We start from the raw sequence: 18,322 nt of genomic DNA on the forward strand, positions 1-18,322 counted from the left end.
GGTTACATTCCGAACCCGGAAGCTAAGCCTTACAGCGCCGATGGTACTGCAGGGGGGACCCTGTGGGAGAGTAGGACGCCGCCGAACAATCATTGGGAAAGGCCCACACCTTACGGTGTGGGCCTTTCTGCTTTTCGCCCGTTCCTTTCGGTGTCGGGGCGGCGGGTCCGTAGAGTGCTTGGATGCGCTACGACCTCGTGATCTTCGACAACGACGGTGTGCTCGTCGACAGTGAGCCCATCTCCAACCGGCACCTCGCCGCCTATCTGACCGAGCTCGGGCACCCGACCTCGTACGAGGAATCCATCCGGGACTACATGGGGTCGGCCATGCACCGGATCCATGAACTGATCCACGAGCGAACCGGGCGGCGGCTGCCCGAGGACTTCGACGAGGTCTTCCACTCGCGCGTGTTCGCGGCGTTCGAGCGGGAGCTGATACCGGTCGCCGGGGTCGTCGACGTGCTGGAGAAGCTGGTGGCCGAGGGGGTGCCGTACTGCGTGGCGTCGTCCGGAAGCCACGAGCGCATCCGAGTGGGGCATCGGACCACGGGGCTCGACCGGTGGTTCGGAGACGGGCTGGTGTTCAGCGCGCAGGACGTCGGGCGGGGCAAGCCGGCGCCGGACCTCTTCCTCTACGCGGCCGAGCGAATGGGGGTCGCACCCGAGCGGTGCGCGGTGGTGGAGGACAGCCCCCTCGGCGTGCAGGCGGGGATCGCGGCCGGGATGCACGTGTACGGGTTCACGGCGATGACACCGGCGGAGAAGCTCACCGGGGTGCGGGGGCACTTCTCGGACATGACTGAGCTGCTCCCCCTGCTGAGTTGAGCAATCTTCAACTTCCTCTACCCATGAGTAGCAGGCGACCCCTACTGTTCCGCCATGACAGATGTGCTGCGGCGCGGCCGGTCCGCGTTGGCGTTCGGCTTCTTCGCCCAGGGCGTCGCCTTCGCACTGCTCGTGACACGAATTCCGGCCATTCAGGACCGGTACGGGATCTCGGACGCGCTGCTGCCCGCCTTCCTCGCCGCGGTCCCGGTACTCGCCGGTGTCGGCAGTGTCTGCACCGAGCACCTGGTGAAGAAGGTCCCGGCGAGCCGGGTCCTGCGGTGGTCGCAGCCCGTCGTGCTGCTGGCGCTGCTGGGGGTGGGAGCCGGCCGGCACATGGTGGAGCTCGCGGTCTCGCTGGCCGCGTTCGGGCTGGCGGTCGGGGCGCTCGACGCCTCGATGAACATGCTCGGGGTGAGCCTCCAGCGGTCGTACGGGCGGAGCATCATGCTCGGGTTTCACGCCGTGTACAGCCTGGGCGGGATAACCGGGGCGTCGCTGGCGTGGGTGGGGGCGCACTGGGATCTGCCGCTGCTCCTGTCGTATCTGCCGGTGGTCGTCGTTCTGCTGCCGGCCGCGCTGGTGGGGAGCCGGTGGTACGTCGACGGGGGCGGCCCCGAGGACAAGGCCGCGGCGGACGCCGGTGCGGGCGGCGGGCAGGTCGCCTTCAAGCTGCTGCTGCCGCTCTGTCTGGTGATGTGCTTCGCGTACATCGGGGACTCGACCGTCTCCAACTGGAGTGCCAAGTATCTGGATGACGTGCTCGGGAGCTCGGACGAACTCGCGACCGTTCCGTACAACGTCTACATGGTCACCACGCTGCTGGGGCGGTCCATAGGGGACCTCGGGGTGCGGCGGTTCGGGGCCGCCGTCGTCGTACGGGCGGGAGCCGTGGTGGCGGCCGTCGGGTTCGCGGTCGTGGCCGGGGCGCCCGGGGCGTGGGTGGGGATGCTCGGGTTCACGCTGCTGGGGCTCGGGCTGTGTGTGCTGGTGCCGCAGACGTTCGCGGCGGCGGGACGGTTGTTCCCGGGGGCTTCGGACGCGGCCGTCGCCCGGCTGAACATCTTCAACTATGTGGGCTTTCTGATCGGTTCACCGTTGGTGGGGGCGTTGGGGGACGCCTGGAGCTATCGCGGGGCGATGCTCGTACCCATGGCGTTGGTGCTGGTGACGTTGGCGTACGCCAGGTCGTTCGAGACTGAACCGGACCGATACGGTGGCGGGCATGAGCGGCCGCGCACAGCTGATGTGGGACGAGGCAGTAACGGGCTATGACTTCGGCCCGGACCATCCGATGGATCCGGTCCGGCTCGCGTTGACCCGGAGTCTGGTGAGCGCCTTCGGGCTCGACCGGGAGATGGACGTCGTCTCGGCGAGGCCGGCGGGGGAGTCGACCCTGCGCCTCGTGCACCGCGAAGACTATGTGGCCGCGGTGAAGGCCGCGTCCGCCGACCCCGGCGGCGCCGACGGGTCGTACGGGCTCGGGACCATGGACGATCCGGCCTTCGCCGGGATGCACGACGTGTCCGCGCTGATCGCCGGGCAGTCGGTGGGAGCGGCGGAGGCCGTGTGGCGCGGGGACGCCCTGCACGCGGTGAACTTCGCCGGCGGGCTGCACCATGCGATGCCGGGTGGCGCGTCCGGGTTCTGCGTCTACAACGACGCGTCCATCGCCATCGCCCGGCTGCTGGAGCTGGGTGCCGAGCGCGTCGCCTACGTGGATGTGGACGTGCACCACGGGGACGGGGTCCAGGCCGCGTTCTGGGAGGATCCGCGAGTCCTGACGATCTCCCTGCACGAGCACCCCCGGACGCTGTTCCCGCAGACCGGCTGGCCGGAGGAGACCGGGGCGGACACGGCGGAGGGGGCGGCCGTGAACGTCGCGCTGCCGGCCGGGACCGGGGACGCGGGCTGGCTGCGGGCGTTCCACTCGGTGGTGCCGGAGCTGCTGGCCGACTTCCGGCCGCAGGTGCTGGTGACCCAGCACGGGGCGGATACGCACTTCGAGGACCCGTTGGCGCATCTGGCCGTGTCCCTGGACGCGCAGCGAGCCGTGCAGGTCGCGCTGCACGACCTGGCGCACGAGCATGCCGAGGGGCGGTGGGTCGCGCTCGGCGGCGGCGGATACGCGGTGGTGGACGTGGTACCGCGGTCGTGGACGCATCTCGTCGGGATCGTGGCCGGGCGGGAGATCGCGCCGGAGACCATGATTCCCGAGGAGTGGCGGAAGCAGGTCTTCGCCCGGACACGGCAGTTGGCGCCGATGCGGATGACCGACGGGCGGTGGCCGGTGGAGTGGAGCAGGTGGGAGGCCGGGTACGACCCGGCGGACCGGCTGGACCAGGCGGTGCTCGCCACGCGCAAGGCGGTCTTCCCGCTGCGGGGACTGCTGCCGTAGGGCCAGGACCCTCGGGGTCCGCCGTCCGGTCATGCCGGGTACGCGGGGCTGTGGCAGGCGCACCCGCGGTCCGAGGCATCGATCGCGAATCCGGCCTGATCCAAACGGCAGATCCTAGGCCAACTGTGTGGTTCGGTCAGGGATTCCGGTGAGGGCGTGGGCCCGGTGCGTCAGCATCGGGGGGTGTGGAGTGCGGGGGCGTTGCGGGCTCACCTGGTGGCGGCGGGGCTGGCCGGGAGGGTGGCCACCTCGCGGGAGTCGAGTCTGCGGAGTTACCGGCTGTTCGCGGCTCGTGATCCTCGCTTCTTGATCGGCCTGGATCCCGAGATGACCTGGCGGCAGCCGGATGTGCTCGGTTTGATGGCCCGGAGGTGCGGGGTTTCGGCCGATCCTGGGTGCACGACCGGGCAGGATGTGATCGACCCGCGGTGCACCCTGGCGGCGCTGGACCGGTTCGCGGAGCGGATCGGGGCGGTCGCTCGCAGTGGTGGGCCGGTGCTGTTCGGCACCGGGCACCCGCATCGGCTGATCGGCTTCTACGGCGCCTTGGCGGACGCTTTGTCGGCGGCGGGGTGTGAGGTCCTCACCCCTGCGACGGGTAGACGTGTCGACATAACGACCCGGTTCGGTCTACGCACGTACAACCTCGACTACGTACGAGGTGTCTCCGTGGTACGGGAGGCGACCGCTTCGCGCTCCCGTTGTGCGACCGGCGTGCACACACATTCACCGCTGCCGGTTCGGACGGTTCTGGCGGCCGTCGCGGAGGGTGGCGGGCCGCTCCCGGAACTGGTGGTCGGAGACCATGGATGGGTCTGCGGTGCAGGTCAGCTGGGGTTCGAGACGATCGGGCTGGCCGACACGGACGATCCGGCGCCGTTCGTGGGGGAGGCGGAGGGGCGGGTGGCCGTCGTCGTTCCACTTGATGACGGCGTGCGGTCCGATTACTACCGACCGCTGACCCGCTACGTACTCAATCGGGCGTGTCTGTCACAGTAGGCCGCCGATGGCATCCCCTCTTCCCCACTCGCATCACCCGCCCCTACATTGGGGAGTGAGCACGCAGCGACGAAGAGTCACCGGAAGGGGAAGCCGGTGGCCGTCGAGTGCGGAAGGTTCAGGTGTGTCATGGCTGCAGCTGGCGAGAGGCCTCTGAACGAGGTTCAGTTCCTTACCGTGGCGGAAGTCGCCTCGGTGATGCGAGTGTCGAAGATGACCGTGTACCGGTTGGTGCACAGCGGTCATCTGCCGGCGATCCGGGTGGGCAGGTCCTTCCGGGTGCCGGAGCAAGCGGTTCACGAGTACCTCCGCGAGAGCTACGTGGGGGTGGAGACTGCCTGACGGTCATCGGGTCCAGGAGTTCCCGGGGGCCCCGCGGGGCTTCCGGGATACCCCCGGCTCGCCCTCGATTACGACCTCAGCGCTCGGGCGGGTAGGCTGGCCCCTCGTAGGTCGTATGGGCCCATGGCGCCCAAACACCGAGTGATGAGAAGTGAGCGAGGGTAGTCGTGGGCTCTGTTATCAAGAAGCGGCGCAAGCGGATGGCGAAGAAGAAGCACCGCAAGCTGCTCAAGCGCACCCGCGTTCAGCGTCGCAACAAGAAGTAAGGCGGCCCGGCCCCTGAAGAGGGGCCCGGTAGACGCCCGTTCCGTACGGGCGTCGCACGCCTTGCACGCTTGTGCGAGTGCTGTGGAGAGCGCGTCGCTGATGCCCCCCACCGGTTTCCCGGTGGGGGGCATCAGTGTTTTTGCCGGTCGTTGGCGGGGTCGCAGTCATCACAGCGCAACAACAACCCGCTAACGTGGCCGCACACGGGGAACGCGGCAGAGACGAGCAGAGATACGCCTACGGGCGCCGACGTTGGGAAGGAAGGCGCTGATCTTGGGGAAGGTCGTGCTCGTGACCGGGGTGGCCCGTCAGCTGGGCGGCCGGTTCGTACGTCGGATCCAGCGTGACCCGGATGTGGACCGTGTCATCGCCGTGGACGCGGTGCCGCCGGAGCACCATCTGGGCGGCGCGGACTTCGTGCAGGCCGACATCCGCCACCCCGCCATCGCCCGTGTGCTGGCCGAGCACAACGTCGACACCGTGGTGCACCTGGACGTCACGGGCACCCCGCTGGGCAGTGGCGGCCGGGCCACGCTCAAGGAGACCAACGTCATCGGCACCATGCAGTTGCTCGGTGCCTGCCAGAAGTCCCCGCTGATCAAGCGTCTGGTCGTGAAGTCCAGTACGAACGTGTACGGCTCCGCGCCCCGCGACCCGGCCGTGTTCACCGAGACCACGCCGCCCAAGTCCCTGCCGAGCGGTGGCTTCGCCAAGGACACCGTCGAGGTCGAGGGTTATGTGCGCGGCTTCGCGCGACGCCGGCCCGATGTGGCCGTGTGCGTGCTGCGGTTCGCGAACATCCTCGGGCCCAGCGCCGATTCGCCGCTCGCCTCGTACTTCTCGCTGCCGGTGCTGCCGACCGTGCTCGGCTACGACCCCCGGCTGCAGTTCGTGCACGAGGACGACGTGATCGAGGTGCTGCGGATCGCCTCGCACGAGCCGGAGCGCGGCACCCTCAACAGCGGCACGTTCAACATCGCCGGCGACGGTGTGCTGCTGCTGTCGCAGTGCGCGCGGCGGCTCGGCCGGCCGACGGTGCCGCTGCTGATGCCGGCGGTCAGCTGGGTCGGCTCGATGGTCCGTACGCTGGGGGTGACGGACTTCTCGCCGGAGCAGCTGCGGCTGCTGACCCACGGCCGGGTCGTGTCGACGAACCAGATGCGCGAGACGCTCGGGTACCGGGCCAAGTACACGACCGCGGAGACCTTCGCGGACTTCGCGCGCGGCAAGGGTCCAGGCCTGCTGCCCCCCGAGGCCGTCGCGGGGGCCATCGACCGGCTCGCCGCGCTTCCGGTGACCGGTCCGGCCGGCGGTCACACCCCGACGCAGAGCGCCAACTGAGGAGCGCATCAACGATGGCGGATGCCAAGGTCATTCCGTTCGACGACGACCGGACCCGTGGGGGCGCCGCGCAGCGCCCGTCGCGCCGCCGGAGCGCGGGGAGCCGGCGCAAGGGCGAGAGCGCGGTCGTACGCGACGTCCGGGAATCCGGCGAGGTCCAGGCCCTCCCCGGACTGCCGGTCGGCACCGATGATGTTCCTGTGACACGGGAGAAGCCGGAGCCGCCCCAGGAGGCCGCCGAGGCAGCGGACGGCGGCGCGCTGGAGCGACGGATCGCGGGCGGCCTCGCCTTCCTGCGCAAGCGGCTCACCGGGGACTACGAGGTCGACGACTTCGGCTACGACGCCGAGCTCACCGACCAGGTGCTGATGTCCCTGCTGCGGCCCCTGTACGAGAAGTACTTCAGGGTCGAGGTGAAGGGCATCGAGAACATCCCGGCGGAGGGGGGCGCCCTGATCGTCGCCAACCATTCCGGGACGCTCCCGATGGACGGCCTGATGATGCAGGTCGCCGTCCACGACAACCACCCCGCCGGACGCCATCTGCGGCTGCTCGCCGCGGACCTGGTCTTCATGCTGCCGGTGGTGAACGAGCTGGCGCGCAAGCTGGGGCACACCCTGGCGTGCGCGGAGGACGCCTCACGGCTGCTGCAGCAGGGCGAGCTGGTCGGTGTCATGCCGGAGGGCTTCAAGGGCCTCGGCAAGCCCTTCGGGGACCGCTACAAGCTCCAGCGGTTCGGCCGCGGCGGCTTCGTCTCCACCGCGCTGCGCGCGGGCACGCCGATCATTCCGTGCTCGATCGTCGGCGCGGAGGAGATCTATCCGATGATCGGCAACTCCAAGACGATCGCCCGCCTCCTCGGCTTCCCGTACTTCCCGATCACCCCGACGTTCCCGTGGCTGGGCCCGCTGGGCGCGGTCCCGCTCCCGACCAAGTGGACCATCCAGTTCGGCGAGCCCATTCCGACCGACGGCTACCCGCCGGAGGCCGCGGAGGACCCGATGCTGATGTTCAACCTGACGGACCAGGTACGGGAGCAGATCCAGCACACCCTGTACAAGCTGCTGGTGCAGCGGCGGTCGGTGTTCTTCTGAGGCGCGGTTCCCGCGAGGTCTGCGAGGACGCCGTCGTACGACGATGGGGGGCCCTTCGGGTGAAGGGCCCCCCATCGTCGTGCCGGGTCAGTCCGTGTCGTCGTCGATGCCCAGGCCGGGGAGGAGGCCGGGGAGGAGGGGTGGGACGGTGACGTCGGGCTCCTGGACGGGGGCGCTCCTGCCGGTCGACGGCGAGGTGCTGGAGGTGTCGTCCTGGGGCGGGTCGAGCAGGCCGCCGGTGTTGCCGCCGACGAGGTTGTCGCCGCCGCTGTCCGAGGCGGACGGGTCGGGCTTGCCGCTGGTGTCCTGGCTGCCGGCGGAGCCGCCGCTGGCGCTGGGCGCCGGGCGGCCGGAGTCGGCCGAGCCGGGGGCGCGGGAGCCCGGGGAGCGGTGCTGCTTGCCGTCGCCACCCGGGGCGGGGGGCTGCGGCAGCAGCGACCGGTGCGGGGCGACCTCTTCGTCTATGGCGTCGAAGACCGACGAGACCTGTCGGCTGACGTCTCCGAGTTGTACGGGCAGCCGCTCGCGCAGCGTGCCCCAGGCGTCCCGGTGGGACTGGGAGAAGGCGGACAGGGCCTGGATGGGGCCGAGGGACCGCGGGTTGCGCTCGTACGCCTCGCGGAGCAGGCGGTGGCCCTCGGCGGCGTCGTGCCGCATGCCGGTCAGGGCCCGGCGGACGTCGCCCACGGACTCGTGGTCGAGCTGTCCGCCGCGGTCGCGCTCCATGAGCCTGCGGGCCTCGCTGAGCCGGGTGGACGCCTGGTCGAGATAGAGCCGGCCGCGGTCGTCGGTGTCGTCGGCCAGGGTGAGCTTCACGTCCTCGATGCCGCGCTTGAGGCCGTAGAGCGAGTCACCGGGAAGGGCGTCCGAGCTGGCGGCGGCCACACCTCCGAAGGCTCCCGCGGCGACACCGACGCTGAGTCCCCCCGCGGCGAGTCCCTTCGTCAGCCGTGACCGTGGTCGCAGCTTTCCCAGCGGGCTTGCCCGGTGAGCGCCCCGCGCCTTGCCGGAACGCCCGCCCGTCTCCCGCCACCGCCCTTCTGCGGAAGTCGCTGCGCTCCCCTTCTGGGTCGGCACCGAAGGGTCCTTCGCCTCACGCCCCGTGAGCGTGCCGTCCCTCAGCATGGCTTCCATCGCGGCCACCAGTTGGGCGCGCTGGACCACCTTGACCTCGGGGTCGAGCTCCGGCTTGGGCAGCTCGCCGAGACCGGTCGCCAGGGTCAACAGGCGGCCCTGGTCGGTCTGTTCCACTGCCGGGGCCGGTGCCGATCCCTCGGGCTGCTCGGCTGCCGTGCCCTGGTCGGACAGCTCCTCCAGGGCCTGGGCGAAGGCGTTCGCCCGCCGGTGCGCCGATACGTTCGCGATCACTGGCGGCACCTCCTCTCGTCATGACGGTCGACTCCCCAGGGGGTCCTGAGGGTTGCACGCCCGCGACCGATGCACACGATCGGGTGATCGAGGTCGGCCGGGCCGTGACCACAGGGAGCCTGTATCCCGCACAACGAGTGGCGCGGCACTTGGGTTACGGACCGCGGATGAACCGGCGAAGAAGTCAACAAGCGGCGACGGAGGGTCAGTTGGCGGTTGCCGAGCGTGTACGGACAGAGGCTCGGCGTGGGGCCGGCGGGGGCTCGGCGGGGTGGGGTCCTGCCCGGGGGCGGGTCAGCGGGCGTCGTCCGGCAGGAGGCGGGCGAGGGTGCGGACCGCGCGGTACTGGAGGGTCTTGATCGCGCCTTCGTTCTTGCCCATGACGCGGGCGGTCTCGGCGACGGAGAGGCCCTGGAGGAAGCGGAGGGTGACGCACTCCTGCTGCTGGGGGTTGAGGCGGCGGACGGCCTCGAGGAGGGCGGCGTTGGAGAGGGACTCGAGGACGGAGTCCTCGGGGGAGCGCTCGACCTCGTTGGCGTCGAGCATCTCGCCGGTGGTGATCTCCAGCCGGAAGCGGCTGGACTTGAAGTGGTCGGCGACGAGGTTGCGGGCGATGGTGACCAGCCAGGCGCCGAAGTCGCGGCCCTGCCAGGTGAACGTCCCGATGCGGCGCAGGGCGCGCAGGAACGTCTCACTGGTGAGGTCCTCGGCGGTCGCCTTGCCGCCGACGCGGTAGTAGATGTAGCGGTAGACGGTGTCGCTGTACTGGTCGTACAGCCGGCCGAACGCGTCGGCCTCGCCGGACTGGGCGCGTTCGACGAGGTCCATCATGCGGGCGCTGTCGCTGTCCGCGGCGGGACGGCGGGTGGTGGTGGATCCCGAACGGCCTCGTCTGCCCGACTCCCGCCCGTCACCCGACCTCCGCCCCCCCACGACGGCGCTGCGTGCCGAGCCCTGTTCGATCCCGTCGGCGAGTGCGTAGCACGGGCCTACGGGCGCGGCGGCGGAGGCGAGGGCGGGGACGGCGTACGCGGTGGGGACGAAGCCGCGCAGCAGGTTGTTGACCGTCGCGCGCAGCGTAGCCAGGCCCGAGGCGTCAACCCCGACGTGTGGGTACACGGGACTCCCAGAGGCAGAGCTTCCATCACGTGCAGTACGGAACCATTCACCCGTCGTAGCGACGGAGGGGTACCGGTTTGCGTCTGAGGAGAATAACGCTTCGTGCAGGCACTGCTACACCCAGTTGCTCAAATCGTCGATTACGTCGCTTCTGTTGCCGATTGACGCCTGCTCGAGTGTCGGTGTGTGATCAGTTGCTGATCGGTTGGGTTCGCGTTCCGTCTGGGTGCGGGGCAGGTTGTGGTCGGGTGCGGATGGTGTGACTGAGGGGCGCGCGGTGGGGGTAGGAGAGCCGGAATGCCGGGCGGCCGCCGGGTACGCCGAACGCCGAAGGGGCCGGTTCCCCCGGCCCCTTCGGCGTTCGAAAACAGTCCTCGGTCAGCGGCGGCGGCGGTGCAGCGCGATCGCGGCCGCCGTGCCGCCGGCCACCGCGCCGACACCGGCCGCCGCCGGCAGGCCGACCTTGGCCGCCTTGCGGGCGGTGCGGTAGTCGCGCAGGCGCCAGTCCATGGAGCGGGCGTGCTTGCGGAGCTTGGAGTCCGGGTTGATCGCGTAGGGGTGGCCGACCAGGGACAGCATCGGGATGTCGTTGTGGCTGTCGCTGTAGGCGGCGCAGCGGGAGAGGTCCAGGCCCTCCGCGGCGGCCAGGGCGCGGACGGCCTCCGCCTTGGCGGGGCCGTGGAGCGGCTCGCCGACCAGCCTGCCGGTGTAGACGCCGTCGACCGACTCGGCGACCGTGCCGAGCGCGCCGGTCAGGCCGAGGCGGCGGGCGATCACCTGGGCGATCTCCACCGGCGCGGCCGTCACCAGCCACACCTTCTGGCCGGCGTCGAGGTGCGCCTGGGCGAGGGCGCGGGTGCCCGGCCAGATGCGCTCGGCCATGTACTCGTCGTAGATCTCCTCGCCGATGATGGTCAGTTCGGCGACGCGGTGGCCCTTGACGATGGAGAGGGCGGAGTCCTGGGCGTCCTGCATGTGCTCGGGGTCCTCGGAGCCCGCGAGCCGGAACCACGCCTGCTGCCAGGCGAATCGGGCGAGGTCACGGGTCTCGAAGAACTTCCGCTTGTACAGGCCCCGGCCGAAGTGGAACAGCGACGCGCCCTGCATGACGGTGTTGTCGAGGTCGAAGAAGGCGGCGGCCTTCTCGTCGCCGAGGACCGGGAACTCCGGTTCGGCGGCGGGGGTGTCGGGCGCGGGAGTGATGTCCTCCAGTTCCCGGGAGGACTTGCGTGCGGCCTCAGCAGAGGCCTCGCCTGCCAACACGCTCCGTGCCGTGGCGGAGCGCCTACGAGGAGTGAGCCATCCTAGAGCGGCCATGTCGTGAGCATAGCCAGTCTGTTCGGGACTTCCGGAGCAGAGAGGTTCGCAAGGTGTGAACTCTCCGCGGCCGTGTCGTTAATGAGGTGGTCCGCACGGCGTGTCCACATGTGGGGCGGGTGGCGAGGGGGCGGGTCGTGCGCTGCGACAATGGCGGTATGAGTGCCATGTTCCGCAGACGGTCGCGCGATCCGAGGGAGCGGCTCGTCACACTGATCGGCAAGCCGGGGTGTCATCTGTGTGATGACGCACAGTCGGTGATCGAGAAGGTGTGCGGGGAGCTCGGGGTGCCCTGGGAGAAGAAGGACATCACCCAGGACGAGGAACTGCACCGCGCTTACTGGGAGCAGATCCCGGTGGTGCTGGTGGACGGCGCGCAGCACACGTTCTGGCGGGTGGACGAGGCGCGTCTGCGCAAAGCCCTTACACAGATGTGACTGACCGGCCAGTCCAAGTCGTCCAAAAAGTCGCTTAGGATCGACGGGCTGGTTGGTCTCGGGGGCGGGATTCGTGAGGAGAGTGTGCGGTTTTGCCCCCGTGGAGCAAGGCGCCTGGCTGGGCGTCGAGTGAGGAACGAAGGCACGGGTGTGCCGGTTCCCCACGTGTGCGTCGAGCGTGCGTGACCCCGGTCACGTTGGCCGGGCAAATCGGACACCATCTTTGTGCACGCGTTCACAAAGACATAGCCTGCTGTCGACGGGGCGGTCTGGGGACGCATGACCGCCCGCAGCCCCGCTCTACCCGCAGGAGCACCGTGGCAACTGGCCGAACTCACCGAGCGGCGACCCGCAGCCGAGGGATTCCCGAGGCCACCGTCGCCAGGCTTCCGCTGTACCTCCGTGCCCTGACCGCGCTGTCGGAGCGCTCGGTACCCACCGTTTCATCCGAGGAGCTGGCGGCCGCGGCGGGGGTCAACTCCGCCAAGCTGCGCAAGGACTTCTCGTACCTGGGCTCCTACGGAACGCGGGGCGTCGGCTACGACGTCGAGTACCTCGTCTACCAGATCTCCCGTGAGCTGGGCCTCACCCAGGACTGGCCGGTTGTGATCGTCGGTATCGGCAACCTCGGCGCCGCCCTGGCCAACTACGGCGGGTTCGCCTCCCGTGGGTTCCGGGTCGCCGCGCTGATAGACGCCGACCCGGCGATGGCGGGCAAGCCCGTCGCGGGCATTCCGGTCCAGCACACGGACGACCTGGAAAAGATCATCGACGACAACGGGGTCTCCATCGGCGTGATCGCCACCCCCGCCGGTGCCGCCCAGCAGGTGTGCGACCGGCTCGTCGCCGCCGGGGTCACGTCCATCCTGAACTTCGCGCCCACCGTTCTCTCCGTGCCGGACGGTGTCGACGTGCGCAAGGTGGATCTCTCGATCGAGCTGCAGATCCTCGCCTTCCACGAGCAGCGCAAGGCCGGGGAGGAGGCCGCGGGCGAGTCCGGGGCCGTACCGCTGGCTCCCAAGGAGTCCGGGAAAGGGCCCGACGGGGATGTCCCCGCCGTGATGCCGGCATGAGTCTCCTGGTCGTCGGGCTGAGTCACCGCAGCGCTCCGGTGAGTGTGCTGGAGCGGGCCGCGCTGTCCCCGGACGCGCAGATCAAGTTGCTTCAGGACACGGTCGCCGCCGAGCCGGCCACCGAGGCCGCCGTCCTCGCCACCTGCAACCGCATCGAGCTCTACGCGGACGTCGACAAGTTCCACGCCGGTGTCGCCGAGCTGTCCACGCTGCTCGCCCAGCACAGCGGGGTGGGGCTCGACGAGCTGACGCCGTACCTGTACGTGCACTACGAGGACCGGGCCGTCCACCATCTGTTCTCGGTGGCCTGCGGGCTGGACTCCATGGTCGTCGGCGAGGGGCAGATCCTCGGGCAGATCAAGGACTCGCTGGCCCGCGCGCAGGAGCTGCACACGGCCGGGCGGCTGCTGAACGACCTGTTCCAGCAGGGCCTCAGGGTCGGCAAGCGGGCGCACTCCGAGACCGGGATCGACCGGGCCGGACAGTCGCTGGTCACCTTCGGCCTGGAGCAGTTCACCGCGGGTGGCGCCGTCGAGGAGTGGGCCCGGGGCAAGCGGGCCGTCGTGATCGGCGCGGGGTCGATGTCGTCGCTGGCGGCCGCCACGCTGGCGCGTGCCGGGGTCGCCGAGATCGTGGTCGCCAACCGGACGTTCGACCGGGCCGAGCGGCTCGCGCTCCTGCTCGAAGAGCAATATGGACAGCGCCTTGCCGAACAGGGCGAAACGGACGTGGCGGCCCGCGCGGTACCGATGGAATCGGTGCCTTCCGAGCTGACACGTGCCGACGTCGTCGTCTCCTGCACGGGTGCGACGGGACTGGTCCTGACCGCCGACGCCGTCGCCGACGCGGTCGAGGAGCGGGTGCCCAAGGGCGCGTTCGCCGCCGTGCACGACGGCCGCACGGACGTGCGGGGCGACATACGGCCCGTGCTGCCGCCCACCGCCGTCGGTGACGACGAGGACTGCCCGCTCGATCTTCCCGCCGTGCAGGGCGGCGGCTTCTCCGTGCACGGGGAGGCCGCGGTCGCCGGGATGGACGCGGCGACGCTGGAGCAGCACGCGGCCTGGGTCGACAACGCGACCGTCGACCGGCGCACCGCCGCCCGCCGGACGCCCGCCGCCGACGCGGAGCTGATCGCCGCGCTCGCCGCGACCTTCGCCGTCACCGGACGGATCACCGAACTGCGCCGGCCCGAGCCGGTCGTCGAGGTGCCCCGGCCCGAGCCCGTGCTGGCGCTGCTGGACCTGGCCATGCCGCGGGACATCGACGCGGCCGCGCACCGGCTGCCCGGGGTGCGGCTGGTCGACATCGAGTCCCTCGCCGAGGCATCCGCCGACGCGCCGATGGCCGCCGACGTGGACATGGTGCGGAGGATCGTTTCGGACGAGGTGGCCGCCTTCGGCGCCGCCCAGCGGGCCGCGCACATCACGCCCACCGTCGTGGCGCTGCGCGCCATGGCCGCCGATGTCGTCGCGAGCGAGATCGCCCGCCTGGAGGGCCGGCTGCCGGGCCTCGACGACAAGCACCGCGGCGAGATCACCCAGACCGTGCGGCGCGTCGTCGACAAGCTGCTGCACGCGCCGACCGTACGGGTCAAGCAGCTCGCGGCCGAGCCCGGCGGTGCCGGGTACGCCGACGCGCTGCGGACCCTGTTCGACCTGGACCAGGAGACGGTCGCCGCCGTGTCCCGGGCCGATGACAGCCAAGAGAACGCCGAGAACCGAGGGCGATCATGAGTGAGCAGGCACGTGAGGCGCCCCAGGGGCGAGCCGATGGGACGCTGCGGCTCGGGACCAGGCGGAGCAAGCTCGCCATGGCCCAGTCCGGGCTGGTGGCGGACGCGGTCCGGCAGGTGACCGGACGGCCCGTCGAACTCGTGGAGATCACGACGTACGGCGACGTCTCCCGCGAGCATCTGGCGCAGATCGGCGGCACGGGTGTGTTCGTCACCGCGCTGCGGGAGGCGCTGCTGCGCGGCGACGTCGACTTCGCCGTGCACTCGCTCAAGGACCTGCCCACCGCGCAGCCCGCCGAGCTGGCGCTGGCCGCCGTGCCGGTGCGCGAGGACGTGCGGGACGTGCTGGTCGCCCGCGACGGCCTCACCTTCGCCCAGCTGCCGGACGGCGCCCGCGTCGGCACCGGTTCGCCGCGGCGGATGGCCCAGCTGAACGCGTACGCGCGCAGCCACGGCCTGACGATCGAGACGGTGCCGATCCGCGGGAACGTAGACACCCGGATCGGATATGTGCGGAAGGGTGAGCTGGACGCCGTCGTGCTGGCCGCCGCCGGACTGAACCGGATCGGCCGGATCGACGAGGTGACCGACTTCCTGTCGGTCGACACCGTTCTGCCCGCCCCCGGCCAGGGGGCACTGGCGATCGAATGCGTGGCGGACAACGCCGCGCTGGTCGCCGCGCTCGGCGAACTCGACGACCCGTACACACGGGCCGCCGTGACCGCCGAGCGGTCCCTGCTCGCCGCCCTGGAGGCCGGTTGCAGCGCGCCCGTGGGTGCGTTCGCCGACCTTCTGGCCGACGGGCAGACTGTCAAGGAGATGCGCCTGCGCGGCGTCGTCGGCACCACCGACGGCTCGACGCTGGTGCAGCTGTCCACCACCGGTCCCGTGCCCGGGACGTACGACCAGGCAATGGCGCTCGGCCGTGAACTCGCGGCCGAGATGCTCGCCAAGGGCGCGGCCGGTCTGATGGGGGAGCGAGCACATTGAGCCCCACCACCCTTCCCGCCGGTCCGGACCACGGTCACGTCACCTTCCTCGGTGCCGGACCCGGGGATCCGGGACTGCTGACACTGCGCGCCGTGGAGGCGCTGGCGAACGCGGACGTCCTCGTCGCCGAGCACGACGTGCTCGACGTGGTGCGTGCGCACGCCCGTCCGGGCGTCGCCGTACTGGACACCGACACGGGCCCGCCTTCGCCCGCTGCCGTGGCGTCCTCGGCCTCTTCCGCGGCTACTTCAGCGGATACGTTTTCGGGCACAGGCACGCCTCAGCTGACGGTTGTTGACGGCGCGTCGACAACCGTTGGTGCACCCGCTGTGCGGGATGCGGCACATCTTGTCATGGAGGCCGCGCGCGGCGGCAAGCGGGTCGTCCGTGCGGTGTCCGGGGACCCTGGCCTGGACGCCTACGCCACCGGGGAGATGCTGGCGTGCGCCGCCGCGGGCGTGCCGTTCGAGGTGGTGCCCGGTGTCGCGGCCGCCGTGGGTGTGCCCGCGTACGCCGGTGTCCCGCTGCGGGACGCTCAGGGCGCGGACGTGCGCTTCGTGGATGCGCGTACGGCGTCCGAGCGGTGCTGGACCGAGGTCGGCGCGTCCGACGGGACCGTCGTGGTCTCGGCGACGCTGGAGACCGTGGCCGCCGCCGCCGGTGAGCTGGTCGCGGCCGGCCGCAAGCCCGATACGCCGTTGACCGTCACCGTCGCCGGTACGACGACCCGGCAGCGGACCTGGACCGCCACGCTGGGCACGATCGCCCAGGTGCTGAAGCAGGCCAAGGTGCTGCCCTCCCCGGAGGGCGGGCGGCCGGTGATAGCCGTGGTCGGTGAGCGTTCCGCCGCGGCCCAGCGCGACCAGCTGTCGTGGTTCGAGAGCAAGCCGCTGTTCGGCTGGCGGGTCCTCGTGCCGCGGACCAAGGAGCAGGCCGCCTCGCTCTCCGACCAGCTGCGGTCCTACGGGGCCGTGCCGCACGAGGTGCCGACGATCGCCGTCGAGCCGCCGCGCACCCCGCAGCAGATGGAGCGGGCGGTCAAGGGCCTGGTGACCGGCCGGTACGAGTGGATCGCCTTCACCTCGGTGAACGCGGTCAGGGCCGTCCGGGAGAAGTTCGAGGAGTACGGGCTCGACGCCCGCGCCTTCGCGGGGATCAAGGTCGCCGCGGTGGGCGAGCAGACCGCCAAGGCGCTGATCGCGTTCGGTGTGAAGCCGGACCTGGTGCCGAGCGGGGAGCAGTCCGCGGCCGGGCTGCTGGAGGACTGGCCGCCGTACGACCCGGTCTTCGACCCGATCGACCGGGTGTTCCTGCCGCGTGCCGACATCGCCACCGAGACGCTGGTCGCCGGGCTGATCGAGCTCGGGTGGGAGGTCGACGACGTCACCGCCTACCGGACCGTGCGCGCGTCGCCGCCGCCGGCGGAGACCCGTGAGGCGATCAAGGGCGGTGGCTTCGACGCCGTGCTGTTCACGTCGTCGTCCACGGTGCGGAACCTGGTCGGTATCGCCGGCAAGCCGCACAACGTGACGGTGATCGCCTGCATCGGGCCCGCCACGGCCAAGACCGCCGAGGAGCACGGGCTGCGGGTGGACGTGATGGCTCCCGAGCCGTCCGTGCACAAGCTGGCGGAGGCGCTCGCCGACTTCGGGCTGCGGCGCCGCGCCGCCGCGCTGGACGCCGGGGACCCGGTGACGCGGCCGAGCGAACGGCGGCCGGGGGCTCGGCGGAGGCGCAACACGACCTGAGTGGTCAGCGGTCGTACGGGAGGGGCGGCGGTTCTTCGGGACCGCCGCCCCTCCGTCTTGTGCGGTCGCTCAGTCAGGTGCCGGTGACGGTGACGTACGGCAGGAACGCCGACCAGGCGGCGGGGGTGAGGGCGAGGCGGGGGCCTCGGGGGTTCTTCGAGTCGCGGATGAGGATGGTGGCGGGGGTGGTGGCGACTTCGAGGCAGTCGGGGCCGTCAGGCGTGCTGTAGCTGCTCTTTATCCACTCCGGTGCCTGTCCGTCCCCGGTCGGGGGCCTGCGGATCATGTCTCTCCCAGCATCTTCTCGATGAAGGCCATCGACTCCCGAGGCGTGAGAGCCTGTGCCCGGATGATTCCATAGCGGATGTCCAGGAGCTGGACCTCTTTCGGGTCGGTGATCACGCGGCTCACGAGCTGGATCTCGTTGTGTCCCACCGCGCTGCCGTCCCGCAGTCTGAGCAGTCTGAACGAGCCCGCCAACCCGGCGTTGTCCTCACAGGCCAGCGGGAGGACCTGAAGGTCGACGTTCCTCAACCGGCCGACTTCCAGAAGGCGTTCGAGCTGCCTTCGCATCACCATTCTGCCCCCGATGGGGCGGCGCAGCGTCGACTCGCATTGGACAAAGCTGAAGACGGCGAGCGGCGCTGCCGATCGGTCGAGGATCTCCTGCCGGGCCAGCCTGGCGGCCACATGCTGCTCCAGTTCGTCCTCCCGGAAGGGTGGCCGTCTGGTCGCGAAGGACGCTCGCACGTACTCCTCGGTTTGCAGAAGCCCGTGGATGACCGAGTTGTTGTAGTTGCACAACTCGACCGCCTCTTCCTCCAGCTTCTTCAGGTCCCGCACCTTCTTGGGATACCGGACCTCCGCCAGGTCCCGCTTCATCGCGATGATCTTGCCGTTCGCGCCCAGTACCTCGTCCGCCTGCTCCAGGTACTCCGGCCGGGGAATCCGCCGACCCCGCTCCACCGAGGAGACCAGTTCCTCCCCGTACCCGATCGCCGCCCCGAACTCCGCCTGGGTGAGACCCGCCGCCTCGCGCCACAGCTTCAGCTGGCGGGCGACCGTCTTCATCACCGCCCCGGCCTCGTCGTCCTCCGGACCCGCGTCCCAGTCACCCACGTCGTCCGCCGCCTTCCGTCACGCCACCTCTTGCCCAACTCCGTCGCCCGCGCCGCGTCACCCCGGTGCGGCCCGGACAGCGGTCGACAGCCACCCGGACAGCCACTCTCCGCACGGGCGGCATCCCTTCACAGGCTATGCACGCGCA

At 70.7% G+C, this 18,322-nt stretch carries 18 protein-coding genes and 1 rRNA gene; 14 read left to right on the top strand and 5 right to left on the bottom strand.

The genetic code is table 11. The annotated features are described in order from the left end of the window. The 9 genes from rrf to AC067N_RS24560 form a co-directional block, all read left to right on the top strand. Positions 1–87, top strand: a 5S ribosomal RNA gene (rrf, locus tag AC067N_RS24520); the annotation flags it as partial. A 95-nt stretch (positions 88–182) separates the two neighbouring features. Next, positions 183–827, top strand: a complete 645-nt coding sequence (locus AC067N_RS24525) for an HAD family hydrolase (protein ID WP_478681030.1) — start codon at positions 183–185, stop codon at positions 825–827. 54 nt (positions 828–881) lie between these two features. Further along, positions 882–2,102: an MFS transporter gene (locus tag AC067N_RS24530; protein ID WP_478681031.1), complete on the top strand. Its 1,221-nt coding sequence runs from the start codon at positions 882–884 to the stop codon at positions 2,100–2,102. Further along, the gene (locus AC067N_RS24535; RefSeq protein WP_478681032.1) at positions 2,053–3,225 is read left to right on the top strand and encodes an acetoin utilization protein AcuC; all 1,173 of its coding nucleotides are present in this window, start codon (positions 2,053–2,055) and stop codon (positions 3,223–3,225) included. The genes AC067N_RS24530 and AC067N_RS24535 overlap by 50 nt, the downstream gene beginning before the upstream one ends. Positions 3,226–3,408: 183 nt before the next feature. Next, on the top strand, positions 3,409–4,224 hold the full coding sequence (locus AC067N_RS24540) for a phosphatase (RefSeq protein ID WP_478681033.1): 816 nt from the start codon (positions 3,409–3,411) through the stop codon (positions 4,222–4,224). 129 nt (positions 4,225–4,353) lie between these two features. Then, positions 4,354–4,566: a helix-turn-helix domain-containing protein gene (locus AC067N_RS24545; protein WP_004984898.1), complete on the top strand. Its 213-nt coding sequence runs from the start codon at positions 4,354–4,356 to the stop codon at positions 4,564–4,566. A gap of 167 nt (positions 4,567–4,733) precedes the next feature. Beyond that, on the top strand, positions 4,734–4,832 hold the full coding sequence (locus AC067N_RS24550) for a 30S ribosomal protein bS22 (RefSeq protein WP_003948845.1): 99 nt from the start codon (positions 4,734–4,736) through the stop codon (positions 4,830–4,832). Between the two features lie 274 nt (positions 4,833–5,106). Further along, positions 5,107–6,174 carry an NAD-dependent epimerase/dehydratase family protein gene (locus AC067N_RS24555; RefSeq protein WP_478681034.1) on the top strand — a complete coding sequence of 356 codons (1,068 nt, stop codon included), beginning with the start codon at positions 5,107–5,109 and terminating at the stop codon, positions 6,172–6,174. Between the two features lie 14 nt (positions 6,175–6,188). After that, positions 6,189–7,268 carry a lysophospholipid acyltransferase family protein gene (locus AC067N_RS24560; RefSeq protein ID WP_478681035.1) on the top strand — a complete coding sequence of 360 codons (1,080 nt, stop codon included), beginning with the start codon at positions 6,189–6,191 and terminating at the stop codon, positions 7,266–7,268. Between the two features lie 87 nt (positions 7,269–7,355). Here the strand turns inward: AC067N_RS24560 and AC067N_RS24565 are convergent, their stop codons facing one another. The 3 genes from AC067N_RS24565 to AC067N_RS24575 all read right to left on the bottom strand — a co-directional run bounded on the left by AC067N_RS24565 (position 7,356) and on the right by AC067N_RS24575 (position 11,072). Then, positions 7,356–8,636, bottom strand: a complete 1,281-nt coding sequence (locus tag AC067N_RS24565; RefSeq protein ID WP_478681036.1) for a DUF5667 domain-containing protein — start codon at positions 8,634–8,636, stop codon at positions 7,356–7,358. 294 nt (positions 8,637–8,930) lie between these two features. Beyond that, complete coding sequence (locus AC067N_RS24570; RefSeq protein ID WP_478681037.1) at positions 8,931–9,755, bottom strand: ECF subfamily RNA polymerase sigma factor, BldN family; 825 nt, start codon at positions 9,753–9,755, stop codon at positions 8,931–8,933. A gap of 378 nt (positions 9,756–10,133) precedes the next feature. Then, positions 10,134–11,072 (bottom strand): HAD family hydrolase, encoded by a 939-nt coding sequence (locus AC067N_RS24575; RefSeq protein ID WP_478681038.1) that lies wholly within the window; start codon positions 11,070–11,072, stop codon positions 10,134–10,136. A gap of 158 nt (positions 11,073–11,230) precedes the next feature. Between AC067N_RS24575 and AC067N_RS24580 the strand changes: the two genes are divergently transcribed. The 5 genes from AC067N_RS24580 to AC067N_RS24600 all read left to right on the top strand — a co-directional run bounded on the left by AC067N_RS24580 (position 11,231) and on the right by AC067N_RS24600 (position 17,055). Continuing rightward, positions 11,231–11,509, top strand: a complete 279-nt coding sequence (locus AC067N_RS24580) for a glutaredoxin family protein (protein WP_478681039.1) — start codon at positions 11,231–11,233, stop codon at positions 11,507–11,509. Positions 11,510–11,826: 317 nt separating this feature from the next. Continuing rightward, the gene (locus tag AC067N_RS24585) at positions 11,827–12,582 is read left to right on the top strand and encodes a redox-sensing transcriptional repressor Rex (protein WP_478681040.1); all 756 of its coding nucleotides are present in this window, start codon (positions 11,827–11,829) and stop codon (positions 12,580–12,582) included. Beyond that, positions 12,579–14,318: a glutamyl-tRNA reductase gene (locus AC067N_RS24590; RefSeq protein WP_478681041.1), complete on the top strand. Its 1,740-nt coding sequence runs from the start codon at positions 12,579–12,581 to the stop codon at positions 14,316–14,318. The genes AC067N_RS24585 and AC067N_RS24590 overlap by 4 nt, the downstream gene beginning before the upstream one ends. Continuing rightward, entirely contained in the window at positions 14,315–15,307 is a 993-nt protein-coding gene (gene hemC, locus AC067N_RS24595; RefSeq protein WP_478681042.1) for a hydroxymethylbilane synthase, read from the top strand. The genes AC067N_RS24590 and hemC overlap by 4 nt, the downstream gene beginning before the upstream one ends. After that, entirely contained in the window at positions 15,304–17,055 is a 1,752-nt protein-coding gene (locus AC067N_RS24600; protein ID WP_478681043.1) for a bifunctional uroporphyrinogen-III C-methyltransferase/uroporphyrinogen-III synthase, read from the top strand. Before hemC ends, AC067N_RS24600 begins: the two co-directional genes overlap by 4 nt. Positions 17,056–17,128: 73 nt before the next feature. Here AC067N_RS24600 and AC067N_RS24605 read toward each other — a convergent pair whose 3' ends face one another. Together AC067N_RS24605 and AC067N_RS24610 are read right to left on the bottom strand one after the other, a co-directional pair. Next, positions 17,129–17,341, bottom strand: a complete 213-nt coding sequence (locus tag AC067N_RS24605) for a DUF397 domain-containing protein (RefSeq protein WP_478681044.1) — start codon at positions 17,339–17,341, stop codon at positions 17,129–17,131. Next, positions 17,338–18,174, bottom strand: coding sequence for a helix-turn-helix domain-containing protein (locus AC067N_RS24610; RefSeq protein WP_478681045.1), 837 nt, complete (start codon positions 18,172–18,174; stop codon positions 17,338–17,340). The genes AC067N_RS24605 and AC067N_RS24610 overlap by 4 nt, the downstream gene beginning before the upstream one ends. Positions 18,175–18,322: the final 148 nt, after the last annotated feature.

Source organism: Streptomyces sp. NPDC042364 (assembly GCF_056437585.1).